Genomic DNA, 12,162 nt, shown 5'->3' with positions numbered 1-12,162 from the left:
CGGGTGGGGCGCGCGGGTGCGGACGCGCCAAAGGCCGGCGAGGACGTGACAACGCCGCCGTATCAGTGCAGGTGGGAGGGGGTGTGAAACCGGTCTCGGCGTGTCGCGGCGGCTGGGGCCATAGTGACGGGTCACGCGGTTACGGTGGGGACAGCACGTTGACAACTGAATGAAAACGGCCACGGTCGCCCGTAACGGTGCAGGTCAAGAAGTCTCCTCCCCGCTCACGCGGGGGTGTTCCCTCGTGACCGCGAATCTCCTCGATCTCGTCACGCTCCTCCCCGCTCACGCGGGGGTGTTCCCATCGGCCACGCCGCCCTCCTGCGCGGCCGCAGCTCCTCCCCGCGCAAGCGGGGGTGTTCCCGTCGCCGCCCCGTCGCGGATGTAAGCGCACTCACTCCTCCCCGCTCACGCGGGGGTGTTCCCACGCGGCCGTCGACCGTGGCCACCGCAGCGCTCTCCTCCCCGCTCACGCGGGGGTGTTCCCACGCGGCCGTCGACCGTGGCCACCGCAGCGCTCTCCTCCCCGCTCACGCGGGGGTGTTCCCACGCGGCCGTCGACCGTGGCCACCGCAGCGCTCTCCTCCCCGCTCACGCGGGGGTGTTATGGGCAGCGCTTCGTCAGCACTTCCCGTAGTAGTGCATCATCACCGACTTCTCGGTCGCGGTGACCGTGAGGCCGTATTTGTTCTTCACCCGCACCTGCGACTTGACGTAGGTGCAGCGAAACGCTGCGTTGGGCGGCAGCCACTCATCGGCCGCGCGGGCACCCTTGCCCATGTTGGCCGGTCCGTCCGAGGCGATGAGGTTCAGCGGGTCGTTGGCGATCATCACCAGCCGCGACTTCGGCCACGAGTCCGCCCCCGACACCCAGGCGTTGCCCAGGGCCACGATGTGGTCGATCTGCACCGCCGAGGACGTGTCCGTGCCGCGCACGAACGCGATCACCTTCCCGGTGTACGCATCGGCGAGCGTGCCCGACAGCACCTTGCAGCCGTCCGGGGCGTAGACGTCCACCAGGTCGCGGGCCAGGATGTCGTTGCGAGTGTCGCAGCCGTTGTGACCGCCTTCGACATTGACGTTGTCGGTCCACGCCGGGCCGAAGTTTGAGCGCACGTAAGTGTCCATGCTGCCCTTGGCCGCCACAGTCAACGTCGAAGGGTCGTCGCTGGGAGAGCCGGTGCCGCTGTCGACGGCCCCGCGGCTTCCCGGCACCCCGATGCTGGCGGCGACCTGCCCCCACGAGTCGCGCACCTTCGCCACCAGCCCCGAGTCGGTGCCGCCGTTGAGTAGCGCCAGCACCAGCCCCACCGCGGCCAGCATCACCAGCGGCATCAGCAGCGAGCCGAGCGTGGATTTGCCTGTCTTCTTCGCACCCATGGCGGCGAGGATGGTCGAGCTGGTGGCGCGCGACGGTGCGCGGCGCGTCACGGTGCGGGCACGGGAAGCGGCGGTGCCGTCGGAAGTTTCGGCGTGTCGCGTCGGCTGGGGCCGTAGTGACGGGTTACGCGGTTACGGTGGGGGACAGCGCGATCACAACTGAATAGAAACGGGCGTTGTCACGGGCAACGGTGCAGGTCAAGAAGTCTCCTCCCCGCGCAAGCGGGGGTGTTCCACCCCCGCTGCACCGAAGCTGCCCACGATGCCGCTCCTCCCCGCGCAAGCGGGGGTGTTCCTCAACGATGGGGCCAAAGGGCAGCGCGTCGATACTCCTCCCCGCGCAAGCGGGGGTGTTCCGCCCGCAGCTGCGCCACGTCAGAGCTGGGGCGACTCCTCCCCGCGCAAGCGGGGGTGTTCCGTTGGTCCGGCAGAACGCCGAGGCGGCAGCTTTCTCCTCCCCGCGTAAGCGGGGGTGTTTCGGTGCACTGCTGCATCGGCAACTGCGGCCTTGACATGCGATCCACCGTCTCCGACCCATGAAAGGCAGGCCCCATGCGACGCAACCCCATCGGCTACGCCACGGCGTGCATCCGCTACGTCCACCTCCCGAAGGCGCGGGCGGCGCTGCGGTGTCGCCGCCCTTCTGTCGCGCACCGCGTCGCGTCGGCCGTCGACTGGGAAGGGAAGGTGGTCGGGCCGCTCGGGGTTCTCGTGGGGGGCCGCTCGGGGCCGATAAGTGACGCGCTGCTGGCCGCGTGGCAGTGCGGGGACCACGCCACGGTGCGCCACATCCTCAACGCTGCGGCCAGCTGCTACCGGCACGACCCGGACGGCGGGCTGGGCGCGGTGTCTCCGGTGTCGGAGATGGACGCGATGTGGGTGCGCCGCATCATGTACCGCGAGCGCGGCGGGCGGGCGCTGGCCTTCCAGGCGATGTGGTGGATGGCTCTGGACGATCAGGCCCGGCGGGCGTCCTAACGGCTGCTGCAGGTGAGCACGGATGTCGTCAGGTTGATCGAAGATCGGCGACTGAACCACTATGGCCGACGTAACGCCCCAGGACTATTCGAGCTTCACGGCTTGGACTCCTGGGGCGGCGGTCTTTTCAGGGAGTCTTCGTGGATGCGCCGTTGCCGCCCAGTCGATCCGCAGCTCGCCGGGCGTGGAGGACGTGACACAGTTGAAGCGGCGTCACCGCTGCCCCGGAAGGTCGGTGAACCCCTTGGCGCGCAGCAGGTTCTTCACCGGCTCGTCCTCGCCGCGCACGTAGGCCCGCGCCAGCAGATCGTTGAAGACGCGCGCATCGTCGACGGGCACGGTGAGCAGCTGTCCGGACGCTGCGCCGAGCAGCACGCCGTTGGCCACCAGTAGCGCGGTGCGCTTGTTGCCGTCCTCGAACGGCTGCGCCCGCGACAGCTCGACGAAAATGCTCAGCGCGGACTCGCGGGCATCCGGCGCGGCCAGCGCGCCGTCGAGGAGGCGCTGCAGCTGCTCCTCGGTGACGCCGGGCGGTGTGTGCCGCCCGAGCGGGGTGTCCACCCCGATGCCGGAGTCGCCGCTGCGCAGCGTGCCGGGGCGCAGCGCGCCGCTGCGGCTGATCGCGGAGTTCACCGCCCGCACGAACGCGGCGTCGATCGGCCGCGAGCCGTGGCCGATGACCAGCTGCGCCGTGTCACGCAGGTCTTCGAGCAGCGCGAGGTCGGAGCGGGAGTTGATGCCTTTGGTGCTTCCCGACCGCAGGAAGTCCTCGGTGTCCAACCGGCCTGTCTGCAGACCGTTGAACAGTTTGCCTGCGCTATACACGACTCCGGCGAGGTCGGCGACGGTGATCGTCATTGGCTGCGTGCGTCCTTTCCGTTCAGATACCCAGCGAGCCGAGGAAGTGCCCGACCCATGGTGTGTGTATAGGGGCGATAGAAATACCAGTGCGGCGACCGCCAGTGTCGTCAGCACCGGCCAGAATTGAGAGTCGATCAGCGGTGGGGAGATCGCTGAGCCGGGACAGCCCAGCAATCTGCTCCCGATCGTTGCGGATCGCAGGGTGCAGGGGCTCAGCCTCGCCTTCGCTCGGTTTTTGGTCTCTGTCAAAAGCGCTGTGATCGCCGGTGTGGCCCATATCAAGAATCATTCCACTCACGCGCCCATCGCCACCCCGGCCTCGGCGTAGAGCATCCGCAGCGCCAGTGCGGTCTGCGGCCCGATCACCATGTCGACCAGCTCCAGCAGCGTGGCGGTGAAGTGCGGCCCGTGGCCGCGGCCCGGAGCCAGGCTGTGGGCGATTTCGTGGAGCACCACAAGCTCGCGCATCGCGAAGCGGTCGCCGTCGGTGTGGATCGCGATGGTGCGGGTGCCGTGCTCGTAGTGCGCGAGCTTGTGCCCCTTGCGGTGGCGCACCCGGATCGGTTCCTGTCGGCCGAACCGCGCAGCCAGCTGCGGCATCGCCAGCACCCGGTCGACGTAACGGGCGATAGAGTCCAGGTCGCCGAAGCGGGCCTCGGGTTCGAGCTGAAACGTCACACCGTGCAGCTCCACGGTGTCGCAGCCGTTGTCGCGCAGCCACTGCAGCTGGCTCTCGGCGGCGTAGACCTTCGACTTCTGGTGGTCTCGCGTCCCGGCTCTCACGGCTGTGGGTCCAGCTCGCCCGGCATCGCGGTGGCGACGCGGCCGTTGGTGAGGTTGCGAACCTCGTAGACCAGTCCCGTCGACGAGGCGCGGTGAAAGCGCGTCGAGACGATCTCAACGTCACCGGCGGCGTAGCGGTCCGCGGCCGGTGTCTGCGCGGGGCAGAAGCGGTAGACGGTCATGCCGACACCGCCCTGCGTGCGCCCCCGATACCCGTGGCTTGCGACAGCCGTGCGCGCTGACCGGCAGCATCACCGGCCTCGGTGGAGGCGTATGACACCGCCCCGCGGTGGCCGCGGTACGAGCCGCGCGCCCGGCTGGTGCGCCGGTAGAAATCCTCGACCGACTTCTCCTTCTCCACCAACACCAGCGAGGTGCCAGCACCTGGGCCGGAGTCGGTGTCGCCGACATCGTCGGCCTCGGCGGCGTCGACCGCGGCCTGCTTCGCGTCGGCCAGTCGATCGCCGACACGGTGGGCGTAGCCGAGCTGGAAGTCCAACCGTGCGGTCAGCCAGGTGACCGGCTTGTAGCGGCCGTCGATCCACTCGCCCCAGCGACTCCCGGTTCCCCAGCGGCCGGGGACGTACACCTGCTCGCCTTTCCAGTCGCCCTGCTTCTTCCACTGGTCGGCGGCGGTGGCCATCTGCACCACCAGGCTCGCGTACATGGCTTCGGTCACGTCGATGTCCTCGGCGAACCCGAAGGCGATCACCGCGGTCGAGTCGTTCCGGATGTTGATCTTCACGTCGTTGGCGGTGGCGATGCCGCTGATGAGGTCGACCAGGGTGTTGAGGCCCCTGGTGCCGCGAACGCCCAACTCGATCACCCGCTGAACCGGCGTGGTGCGCTGCTTGTCGCGGGTGGCGTGTCGCGCCTTGGCCAGGTCGATCGAGTGCAGCGTGGCGACCTCTTGGGCCTTGGCCATGAAGGTGGCGGCTTCCTCCTCGGTCCCGGCGTTATCGGCCTGGGCGAGCAGTTTGGCGACCCGGATGGTTAGCTTGTCCGACATGACTGGCCTCTCGGTGGCGGGACGTTGATTGTCTCTAAACCAGAGACTACATTGAGGGTCGGACATCCCGCAAACGGCGCGGAGAGAAAGGCGAGACGGAGATCATGGCAGAGCACCGCATCGAGTTTCACGAGACCAGCGACGGGCTGGCCCAACGGTGGGAGAGCGGCGACGGCGTCAAGCTGCGCGGCGTGTTCCGGCACAACCCGAATCACCCGTTCCGCGCGGTCGTCTTCGCCGACGAGGACGCGTTCCGCGGATGGCACGGCGGGCGTACGCCGGACGGGGCCGTCGGTGGACTGCGGCCGATGCCGGTGGCCATCAGCGCGCACCCCGGCCAGCCGAGCGAAAGCATCGACGTCGCGGCCGGTGACGTCCTGGTGACCGAGCTGGGCCGCTTCGAGATCAAGGACGACTGGCAGCTGAACGACCCGTACCTGGTTCGTGCCAGCTAGCACGCCTAGTCGACCCACGATCATGCATGTGCCCATGTTCTGCGCTCTCACCACGATCGCCACCGGCGGTCCCGCCGCGCGCTACGTCGAGGCGGCCTCCACCGCCGCGGTCGTCGACGCAGTCCGCGCGGCCGATGAGAGCGGTGATGAGCTGCTGATCCTCGGCGGGGGCAGCAACCTGCTCGTCGCCGACGCAGGTGTCGACGCGGTCACCGTCGCGGTGCGCACCCGCGGCATCGACCGCCGCGGTGACCTGGTCACCGTCGCGGCCGGGCACCGGTGGGACGACGTGGTGGCGGAGCTGCTCGCCGACGGCCGCGGCCAGCTGGCCCCGCTGTCGGGGATACCGGGGACCGCCGGGGCCACCCCGATCCAGAACGTCGGCGCGTACGGGGCGGCCATCGCCGACACGTTGGAGGGCGTGCGCGTCTACGACCGCGACCGCGGCGAGGTGCGGGACATCCCCGCTGCGGCTTGTGGGCTGGGAAACCGCACCAGCGTCTTCAAACACGCCGACCGCCACGTGGTGCTGGCGGTGACGCTGCGGCTGCCGCGCACCGCCGCCGTTCCAGTGGCCTACGCGCAGCTCGCCGCCGCGCTCGGGGTGCCGCTCGGTGCCTCGGCCCCCGCGCGGCGGGTGCGCGCGGCGGTGCTTGCGCTGCGGGCCAGCAAGGGGATGGTGCTCGACCGCGCCGACCACGACACCTGGAGCGCGGGCTCGTTCTTCGTGAACCCGGTATTGGCGGCTGGGGAGGCTCCGGCTGGCTGCCCCACCTACCCAGCGGGCAGCGGGCGGGTGAAAATCCCCGCCGCGTGGCTGATCGAGGCCGCCGGGTTCACCAAGGGCTACCCCGGCGCGGCGGCACCGGCGCGGCTGTCCACCAAGCACGCGCTGGCTCTGACCAACCGCGGGGCGGCCACCAGCTCCGACGTGCTGGCGCTGGCGCGGCGGGTGCGCGACGGGGTGCGCGACGCCTTCGGGATCACCCTGGTGCCTGAGCCGGTGCTGGTGGGGTGCACGCTGGGAGACCCGGCGGCTAACCGTTCAGGTCAGCAACGGACTGCCGGTGGGCGTCCGCAATGATCCCTTGACATCCTCCCCGCCCTAAAGGACGGGGATTCCCGGATGCTGCTAGGCAGCGGCCGGGTGGTGGTCGAAGTTGTGAGCTTCGCCTGTATGCCGAGTGTCGCCCGGCGGGTGACGCGATGAGCGCAACGCTCGATCGCGAATGTTCATCGCGGCGTGAACATCAGCATGGCCGCTGTTACCACAACGTACGCACCGGAACTTCGCTTGGCTCTCACGGTTTCGGGCGTCGATGTGGCCGCAGTGGTGGCACTGCTGTGAGGTGAACCGCGGGTTCACCTCGATCACGTCGGTCTTATCTGCCAGCCGCGTAGCGAACCGCGACCAGCAGGAGGCGTAGATGGCTTTGTTGAGTTTCGCTTTCGCCGACGCCCCGTTAGGCAGGTAGTCGCCGGGATTGTCGGGGTTGGGTTGGGGTTTGGGGCGGCGCACCATGTTGGCGGTACGCAGCTTCTCGATACCCACCGACCGGTGCCGTAGCGCCAGCTCGGTGGTGGTCTGCTCCACCCAGTCACGGCGACGATCAGCCAGCTTGCGGTGCATCGCCGCGATCTTCGCAACGGTCACCGCGCGGCGGGTTGAGCCTTTCTGTTGGCGTGCGAGGTGGCGTTGCAACGCGAGGAAGCGTTTCTGTTCGCGCGGTGACCAGGTGGGGGCTTGGAAGAACTCGCTGTCGCTGGTGGCCACGGTGTTGGCTACTCCGCGGTCGATGCCGATCGGTGCGGCCATGGCTTCGCTGTTGAGTTTGCCTCGCGGCGGGGTGGTCAGCGCAACATGCCAGCGCCCACCGGAAACGGTGATCCGCGCGCTGGTGGCTTCGGTGATCTTCTCCCACGGGTAGGTCAGCCGGAACTTCACCCACCCGGCTTTGGGAACCAGCAGTGCGCCGTGACGCTTCGAGTAGCGGCGAACCTTGAGGTCACGCACCACGAAACCCTGCCGAGGATCGCGGACCGAGCGGAAACGAGGAAACCGGGCACGCCCGGCGAAGAAATTCACGTAGGCGCGGTCGAGGTCACGCAACGCCCCTTGCTGGACCACGGTGGAGCCTTCCCGCAGCCAAGTGAACTCTTTGCGGGCTTCGGTGAGTTCACGCATCTGCTGGGCCACACCGGTGTTCTCACGGCGGCCACGCCACCGCAAGCGACGATGCTCCAAACCCAGGTTATAGACGTAGCGGGCATGGGAGCAGTGCATCTCCAACACAGCGAGCTGCTCACCGCCGCGCGGGTGTAGACGCTGCCGAAGACTCATACCGCAAACGCTGACACAATCGCAGCGATAGCGCCGACCGCGGCGCGGTACTCGCTCACCCCACCCTCAAGGGGTGGGGCCTGCGCTCGCACATCGGTCACGTCCCAGCTGGGCCACCGGGAGCGGAACTAAACAGATGGCGCGGAGTTGACGAGGTCAGCTTCCCGCGACCGGGTAGCCGCTGGAAGTGGGCCACTGGGTCGTCGCGTCGAACACGACGTCGTCGACACCGGCCTCGGCCAGGTTCACCGCGTCGAGCACCGCTCCGGTCACATCGGCGGTGCCGAACCGCGCCTTGGTGAAGTCGCTTCCGCTCAGCTCGGCCCCGCGCAAGTCCGCACGCGCCAGTTCGCTGCCGGTCATCAGGCATCCGGTGAGCGTGGCCCCGCGAAGGTCCGCGTCCCGGAGCGTGACGCTCACCATGTTCGCCCGGTCGAAGTTCGCGTAGGCGGCTGACACATCGTCGAGGGTGCTGTTGGCCAGCGACGCCCCCGACAGATTGGCACGCGACAACGTGACCCCGGACAGGTCGGTGTCGATGAGGTTCACGGTGGGGATGTAGGCATCCGACAGATCGAGGACGCAATCACTCCATGTGGCGTCGCCGGTCTCCTGCGTCGGGCGGTGGGAGCGGATCAGCGCCACGATGCTGCGGTGCACCTCGAACTCCGCCTGCTCGGCCGGTGCCAGCCGCAGCTGGTCGCACAGCAGGCTCACGCACATCTGGCGCGCCGCGTCGTCACCGAAGTCGTGCCAGTCGTCGGCGAGCGAGGCCAGTGCGTAGACCCCGGCCATCCGCACCGGAATCTGCTCGCTGGCCAGCAGCGCGGCCGCGTCGGTGAACCGTTTGCGCAGCGCGCTCTCTCGCGCGGTCACGTGCAGGTCGCGGTCGAGGTCGAGCCGCTCGGTCTCCAGCACCAGCCGCTGCCGGTCCAGCTCGCCCTGCGTCTGGGCGAGACCGGCCTGCCATTCGGCGATGTGCTGGGCGTCCTCGCTGATCTCCAGTTGGCGCAGCGCGGTCTCGTGCGCGGCGGTGTTGAAGTCGAAGGCACGTTCTGTCACGTCCTGGCGGCGAACGGCCAGCGCGGCGAAGATCGTCGCGCACAGCCCCAGCGCCAGGGCGGTGGCGGACACGGCGGCGCTGAGCCAGTGCGCGGGCTGCACCGCGGGCAGCCAGCCGAACCCGCCACCAGCCCACGGAGCGGCCGCTCCGCTCATCAGCCAGGCCAGCCACAGGAACGTCAGCGCCCACACCGACAGCACGCACGCGGAAACCGCCGCCACCACGGTGCGCAACCGCCGCTTCGGCCGGTACTCGCGCAGGGGTGGCGCATCAGCCTCGCTGAGGTCGGTGGCCTCGGAATCCACCGTCTCGTCGAGGTCGGTGTCGGCCTCAGCGGTGTCGCGGTGCTTGTTCGTTCCCATGGGTCAGGCCCTCATCTCACGTCGCGGCCGCGGGGGAGTCTCACCGCGACCAATCCTTCGGCAGGAACCCGCCCCTGCTCAGCCACTGATCCAGCGAGTCCGCGGCCTCGGCCGCCCATGCCGCGGCTTGGCGTCCGGCATCGGAGTCGGGGTCGCGCAGCCAGATGCGGATGTTCTCGCGCATCGACTCCAGAGTCTTGTTGGGGTCCATCAGTCGAACAGCCCGCTCATGTCGGCGCTGAACGGATCGTCCTTGGAGCCGCTGCTCTTGCGGTCCTCCTCGGCGTGGCGAGCCCGTTCCGCGCTGGCCTTGGCCAGGTACCGCCTGCCGCGCTCGTTGTCGGCCTCGATCTCGGCAATCAGCTCAGCTTCGCTCTCCTCGGTCGGGATGGAGAACTCGATGCGGACCTTGGTGCGCTCGCCGATGAATCCATCGCTCAGCTCATCGAGGCGCGGGTCGTCAGGCTCGGCGTCGGTGAGGAACACCATCACGGTGCTGTGCACCCATGCGGGCTGGCGGTAGCCGTTTTCATCGGTCTCGATGTCCTGCAGGATGCGCACGCGGCTGTCCCTGATCACCGGGCGGATCGGGATTCCCAGGCGGTGCATGTGGTCACGGACATCGGCGACCATGTCGGCCTTCGCGGCGTCCAAGTCATGGTCGTGCGCCTCGCCGAGCTTGAACAGCGCCGCGGTGAAGTATGTCGTCAGAAGCGGCTCACCCGTCTCAGCGTTGGTCGGGCGGAAATAGGTCTTCGTCTCCGCGGTCATGTGGGCACCTTTCCCGTGTTGGTCGGCGTCGATGCTATGGCTGCGCGGATGGCGGAAACGACCGCGGCGCGGCAAAGAAACGGCCCCGCATCGGTAGTCGATGCGGGGCCGTCGGCCGGTGGGAGCCGGAGGGGGAGGTCAGCCGCGATCCCACCAGTGGTACTCGTCGATGGCGACGTCACGCAGAGTGCTGATGGTCCACTCCGCACCGTAGGTGGTGTTCTCGTCATCGAGCGGACGCAGCACCTTGGCGGCGTTGCTGTAGGCGCTCTCCGGGTTGCGGTGGTGAGTGGCGATCGCGGCCACGGCCTGCTCCCCGGCGACGTACTTCTCCACCAAGTCGCGGCGGATGTTCTTCTGCATGATGGTCACGCCGCGGACTTCCTCGATGTTGCCCGCGGCCTCATCGAAGACCAGGTAGTCGACGATCGGAGCATCGAACTCGATCTTGTTGCCGCTGGCGTCCTTCTCGTAGTTGCTGGTGCGGCGAACCACGCCGTTGATGCGGAACAGCAGCGGCTTGTTGAAGTGCGCGTCGGGGATGCTGCCGCCGCCGCTGGACATCGTTCCGATCTGCGGGGCGGGGCCGCGGTGAGCGCCGCCGACACCGGCGGGAGCGGCGTACTGCGGAGCAGACGCAGGGGCCTGCACGGGTGCGGGAGCGACGAACTGCGGAGCCGACGCAGGGGCCTGGGCGACCGGCGCGGTGTTGGCGACCGGGGGAGCCACAGGAGAGGCGGGCGGGGTGATGGCAACCATGACGGCTACCTCCTTTTCTTCGTTTGCGCGTTGCGCGTTTCTCGTTGCAGTTGTCAGTGCGGGCGCACTGCGGGCGTTGCCCCCGTTGGCTACACCGTGGTGGGACTCGCCCGCACCGACGCATCGAGTATTGCACGCATCACGGACATGCAACCGTGACAGAACCTGTTGTTGGGTTTCTCGCATGGTTCGACCAGTCTTTTGTGGTGTTCGCACAAAGTCGGCCGATACAGGCTGCCATACAGCCCCCGATACGGCCTGACGGGTACCGCGGGGATCGGCCGCACTGGGTATAGCGCACCCATATAGGCCGCTGACCACGGGGTATGTCAGGGGGTGTCGGGCGGCCGCCGACGATACAACCGGCGATACAGCCAGCGGCACATCACCCAATACAGGCAGTGATACAAACGACGGTACAAAGCATGGTACAAATCGCGATACAGCCATTATGCAGTGCCGCACGCTGGGGTTTCAGCGACTTGATCGGGAAGCATCAAGCCCGCTTGCGCCGAAACATCACCGGGGTACATGCGCTGATACAGAATCCCCGCAGACTCCACCGGCACGAGTCCGAACATGCAACGATGAGAAAGGACGTGACACCCGCGCTATGCACCGGCAGACTGCCGCCGCGTCGCTACCGTGGCCCGATGCGACACCGTCGAGTCACCGCAACACTGATACTGTCCGCCGCACTCACCGCCAGCGGCGGGTGCATCCCACACACGGAGGAAGCAATGCAGCCCGAAGCCCACGCCGACACCACCGCCGATACCACGCAGCAGGTTGTCGACACCGCAGCCTCCGCGCTGCGCGACGCCGCCTCGATCCACGTGTTCTACACGACCAGCGGGCTCGACGAACTCACCGCGACCGTCTACTCGGCCGACATCACCGCGGCCCCGCCGACGGCCTCCGGAGACGCCTCGCTCCTCGTCGACGGCGAGCGTGTGCACACCGGATTCCGGGTCGATGGCGGGCAACTGTGGCTGGGCACCACCGACGGCGGCGAGGTCGACGCCGGACGGTCCGCCGGGCAGTTCGATCCCACCGCGCTGCTCGGCCGATCCTCCGGTCTGGCCGCGTTGCTGGCCCAGGCGCAGGAGTTGCGCGAGGCCGACGACAACGATGCCGCCGACGACCTCGACACCGTCAAGATCGAAGCCGCGGTGCCCGCCGCGGCGACCTCGGCACTGCTGCCCGCCGACGCCCGCGAGGGACGCAACGGGCTTCCCGCCACGCTGTGGATCGCCCGCGACTCCGGGCAGCTGCAGCGCCTCGTGCTGCGCGTCGGCGAAGCGACCGCCGCGGTGAAGATCACCCGCTATGACGCGGCCGGGAGCGCCGACGACAGCACGGTGACGCTTCCCCCTAACTGATCCACGAAGCACCACGGC

General features: G+C 68.5%; 15 protein-coding genes and 1 CRISPR repeat array. Of the genes, 4 read left to right on the top strand and 11 right to left on the bottom strand.

The window, feature by feature from the left end; genetic code table 11:
* Positions 1–621: 621 nt before the first annotated feature.
* Positions 622–1,380 (bottom strand): HNH endonuclease family protein, encoded by a 759-nt coding sequence (locus tag B8W67_RS16930; protein ID WP_085305213.1) that lies wholly within the window; start codon positions 1,378–1,380, stop codon positions 622–624.
* A gap of 206 nt (positions 1,381–1,586) precedes the next feature.
* Positions 1,587–1,859: direct repeats of the CRISPR family, unit length 28 nt; unit sequence CTCCTCCCCGCGCAAGCGGGGGTGTTCC.
* Between the two features lie 73 nt (positions 1,860–1,932).
* On the opposite strand from B8W67_RS16930, the gene B8W67_RS16925 reads away from it, so the two are divergent.
* Positions 1,933–2,358, top strand: a complete 426-nt coding sequence (locus B8W67_RS16925) for a hypothetical protein (protein WP_085305209.1) — start codon at positions 1,933–1,935, stop codon at positions 2,356–2,358.
* Between the two features lie 213 nt (positions 2,359–2,571).
* Here the strand turns inward: B8W67_RS16925 and B8W67_RS16920 are convergent, their stop codons facing one another.
* From B8W67_RS16920 to B8W67_RS16905, 5 genes are read right to left on the bottom strand one after another with little or no spacing between them, the layout of a single operon-like run.
* On the bottom strand, positions 2,572–3,216 hold the full coding sequence (locus tag B8W67_RS16920) for a Fic family protein (protein ID WP_085305207.1): 645 nt from the start codon (positions 3,214–3,216) through the stop codon (positions 2,572–2,574).
* A gap of 22 nt (positions 3,217–3,238) precedes the next feature.
* On the bottom strand, positions 3,239–3,517 hold the full coding sequence (locus tag B8W67_RS20620) for a hypothetical protein (protein WP_133056139.1): 279 nt from the start codon (positions 3,515–3,517) through the stop codon (positions 3,239–3,241).
* On the bottom strand, positions 3,514–4,002 hold the full coding sequence (locus tag B8W67_RS16915; RefSeq protein WP_085305205.1) for a TIGR04338 family metallohydrolase: 489 nt from the start codon (positions 4,000–4,002) through the stop codon (positions 3,514–3,516). The genes B8W67_RS20620 and B8W67_RS16915 overlap by 4 nt, the downstream gene beginning before the upstream one ends.
* Entirely contained in the window at positions 3,999–4,184 is a 186-nt protein-coding gene (locus B8W67_RS16910) for a hypothetical protein (RefSeq protein WP_085305203.1), read from the bottom strand. Before B8W67_RS16910 ends, B8W67_RS16915 begins: the two co-directional genes overlap by 4 nt.
* Positions 4,181–5,011: a DUF2786 domain-containing protein gene (locus B8W67_RS16905; RefSeq protein ID WP_085305201.1), complete on the bottom strand. Its 831-nt coding sequence runs from the start codon at positions 5,009–5,011 to the stop codon at positions 4,181–4,183. The genes B8W67_RS16910 and B8W67_RS16905 overlap by 4 nt, the downstream gene beginning before the upstream one ends.
* Before the next feature lie 104 nt (positions 5,012–5,115).
* Here B8W67_RS16905 and B8W67_RS16900 point away from each other — a divergent pair, with 104 nt between their 5' ends.
* Positions 5,116–5,466: a hypothetical protein gene (locus B8W67_RS16900; protein WP_085305199.1), complete on the top strand. Its 351-nt coding sequence runs from the start codon at positions 5,116–5,118 to the stop codon at positions 5,464–5,466.
* A gap of 22 nt (positions 5,467–5,488) precedes the next feature.
* The gene (locus B8W67_RS16895; RefSeq protein WP_174254731.1) at positions 5,489–6,550 is read left to right on the top strand and encodes a UDP-N-acetylmuramate dehydrogenase; all 1,062 of its coding nucleotides are present in this window, start codon (positions 5,489–5,491) and stop codon (positions 6,548–6,550) included.
* A gap of 48 nt (positions 6,551–6,598) precedes the next feature.
* On the opposite strand, the gene B8W67_RS16890 is transcribed toward B8W67_RS16895, so the two are convergent.
* The 5 genes from B8W67_RS16890 to B8W67_RS16875 all read right to left on the bottom strand — a co-directional run bounded on the left by B8W67_RS16890 (position 6,599) and on the right by B8W67_RS16875 (position 10,762).
* On the bottom strand, positions 6,599–7,807 hold the full coding sequence (locus B8W67_RS16890; protein WP_085305195.1) for an RNA-guided endonuclease InsQ/TnpB family protein: 1,209 nt from the start codon (positions 7,805–7,807) through the stop codon (positions 6,599–6,601).
* 156 nt (positions 7,808–7,963) lie between these two features.
* Positions 7,964–9,232, bottom strand: a complete 1,269-nt coding sequence (locus B8W67_RS16885) for a pentapeptide repeat-containing protein (RefSeq protein ID WP_085305193.1) — start codon at positions 9,230–9,232, stop codon at positions 7,964–7,966.
* A gap of 40 nt (positions 9,233–9,272) precedes the next feature.
* Positions 9,273–9,443, bottom strand: coding sequence for a hypothetical protein (locus B8W67_RS20980; RefSeq protein WP_165757323.1), 171 nt, complete (start codon positions 9,441–9,443; stop codon positions 9,273–9,275).
* A complete protein-coding gene (locus B8W67_RS16880; protein ID WP_085305191.1) occupies positions 9,443–10,003 on the bottom strand; it encodes a hypothetical protein in 561 nt (186 codons plus the stop codon). Before B8W67_RS16880 ends, B8W67_RS20980 begins: the two co-directional genes overlap by 1 nt.
* A 138-nt stretch (positions 10,004–10,141) precedes the next feature.
* Complete coding sequence (locus B8W67_RS16875; RefSeq protein WP_163796970.1) at positions 10,142–10,762, bottom strand: hypothetical protein; 621 nt, start codon at positions 10,760–10,762, stop codon at positions 10,142–10,144.
* A gap of 740 nt (positions 10,763–11,502) precedes the next feature.
* Between B8W67_RS16875 and B8W67_RS20975 the strand changes: the two genes are divergently transcribed.
* Positions 11,503–12,144 (top strand): LppX_LprAFG lipoprotein, encoded by a 642-nt coding sequence (locus tag B8W67_RS20975; RefSeq protein ID WP_163797079.1) that lies wholly within the window; start codon positions 11,503–11,505, stop codon positions 12,142–12,144.
* The last annotated feature ends 18 nt before the right edge of the window (positions 12,145–12,162 follow it).

Origin of the sequence: Mycolicibacillus koreensis (assembly GCF_002104795.1) — a bacterium.
Classification (GTDB): domain Bacteria; phylum Actinomycetota; class Actinomycetes; order Mycobacteriales; family Mycobacteriaceae; genus Mycobacterium; species Mycobacterium koreense.
Note: the sequence above shows the minus strand (reverse complement) of the source record. Positions and strands in the feature narration are given on the sequence as shown.

What these genes read in the sequence shown, in the direction of transcription:
- B8W67_RS16930 (WP_085305213.1), bottom strand. Translation starts at nt 1,380, where the DNA reads ATGGGTGCGAAGAAGACAGGCAAATCCACGCTCGGCTCGCTGCTGATG.
- B8W67_RS16925 (WP_085305209.1), top strand. Translation starts at nt 1,933, where the DNA reads ATGCGACGCAACCCCATCGGCTACGCCACGGCGTGCATCCGCTACGTC.
- B8W67_RS16920 (WP_085305207.1), bottom strand. Translation starts at nt 3,216, where the DNA reads ATGACGATCACCGTCGCCGACCTCGCCGGAGTCGTGTATAGCGCAGGC.
- B8W67_RS16910 (WP_085305203.1), bottom strand. Translation starts at nt 4,184, where the DNA reads ATGACCGTCTACCGCTTCTGCCCCGCGCAGACACCGGCCGCGGACCGC.
- B8W67_RS16905 (WP_085305201.1), bottom strand. Translation starts at nt 5,011, where the DNA reads ATGTCGGACAAGCTAACCATCCGGGTCGCCAAACTGCTCGCCCAGGCC.
- B8W67_RS16900 (WP_085305199.1), top strand. Translation starts at nt 5,116, where the DNA reads ATGGCAGAGCACCGCATCGAGTTTCACGAGACCAGCGACGGGCTGGCC.
- B8W67_RS16895 (WP_174254731.1), top strand. Translation starts at nt 5,489, where the DNA reads ATGCATGTGCCCATGTTCTGCGCTCTCACCACGATCGCCACCGGCGGT.
- B8W67_RS16890 (WP_085305195.1), bottom strand. Translation starts at nt 7,807, where the DNA reads ATGAGTCTTCGGCAGCGTCTACACCCGCGCGGCGGTGAGCAGCTCGCT.
- B8W67_RS16885 (WP_085305193.1), bottom strand. Translation starts at nt 9,232, where the DNA reads ATGGGAACGAACAAGCACCGCGACACCGCTGAGGCCGACACCGACCTC.
- B8W67_RS20980 (WP_165757323.1), bottom strand. Translation starts at nt 9,443, where the DNA reads ATGGACCCCAACAAGACTCTGGAGTCGATGCGCGAGAACATCCGCATC.
- B8W67_RS16880 (WP_085305191.1), bottom strand. Translation starts at nt 10,003, where the DNA reads ATGACCGCGGAGACGAAGACCTATTTCCGCCCGACCAACGCTGAGACG.
- B8W67_RS16875 (WP_163796970.1), bottom strand. Translation starts at nt 10,762, where the DNA reads ATGGTTGCCATCACCCCGCCCGCCTCTCCTGTGGCTCCCCCGGTCGCC.
- B8W67_RS20975 (WP_163797079.1), top strand. Translation starts at nt 11,503, where the DNA reads ATGCAGCCCGAAGCCCACGCCGACACCACCGCCGATACCACGCAGCAG.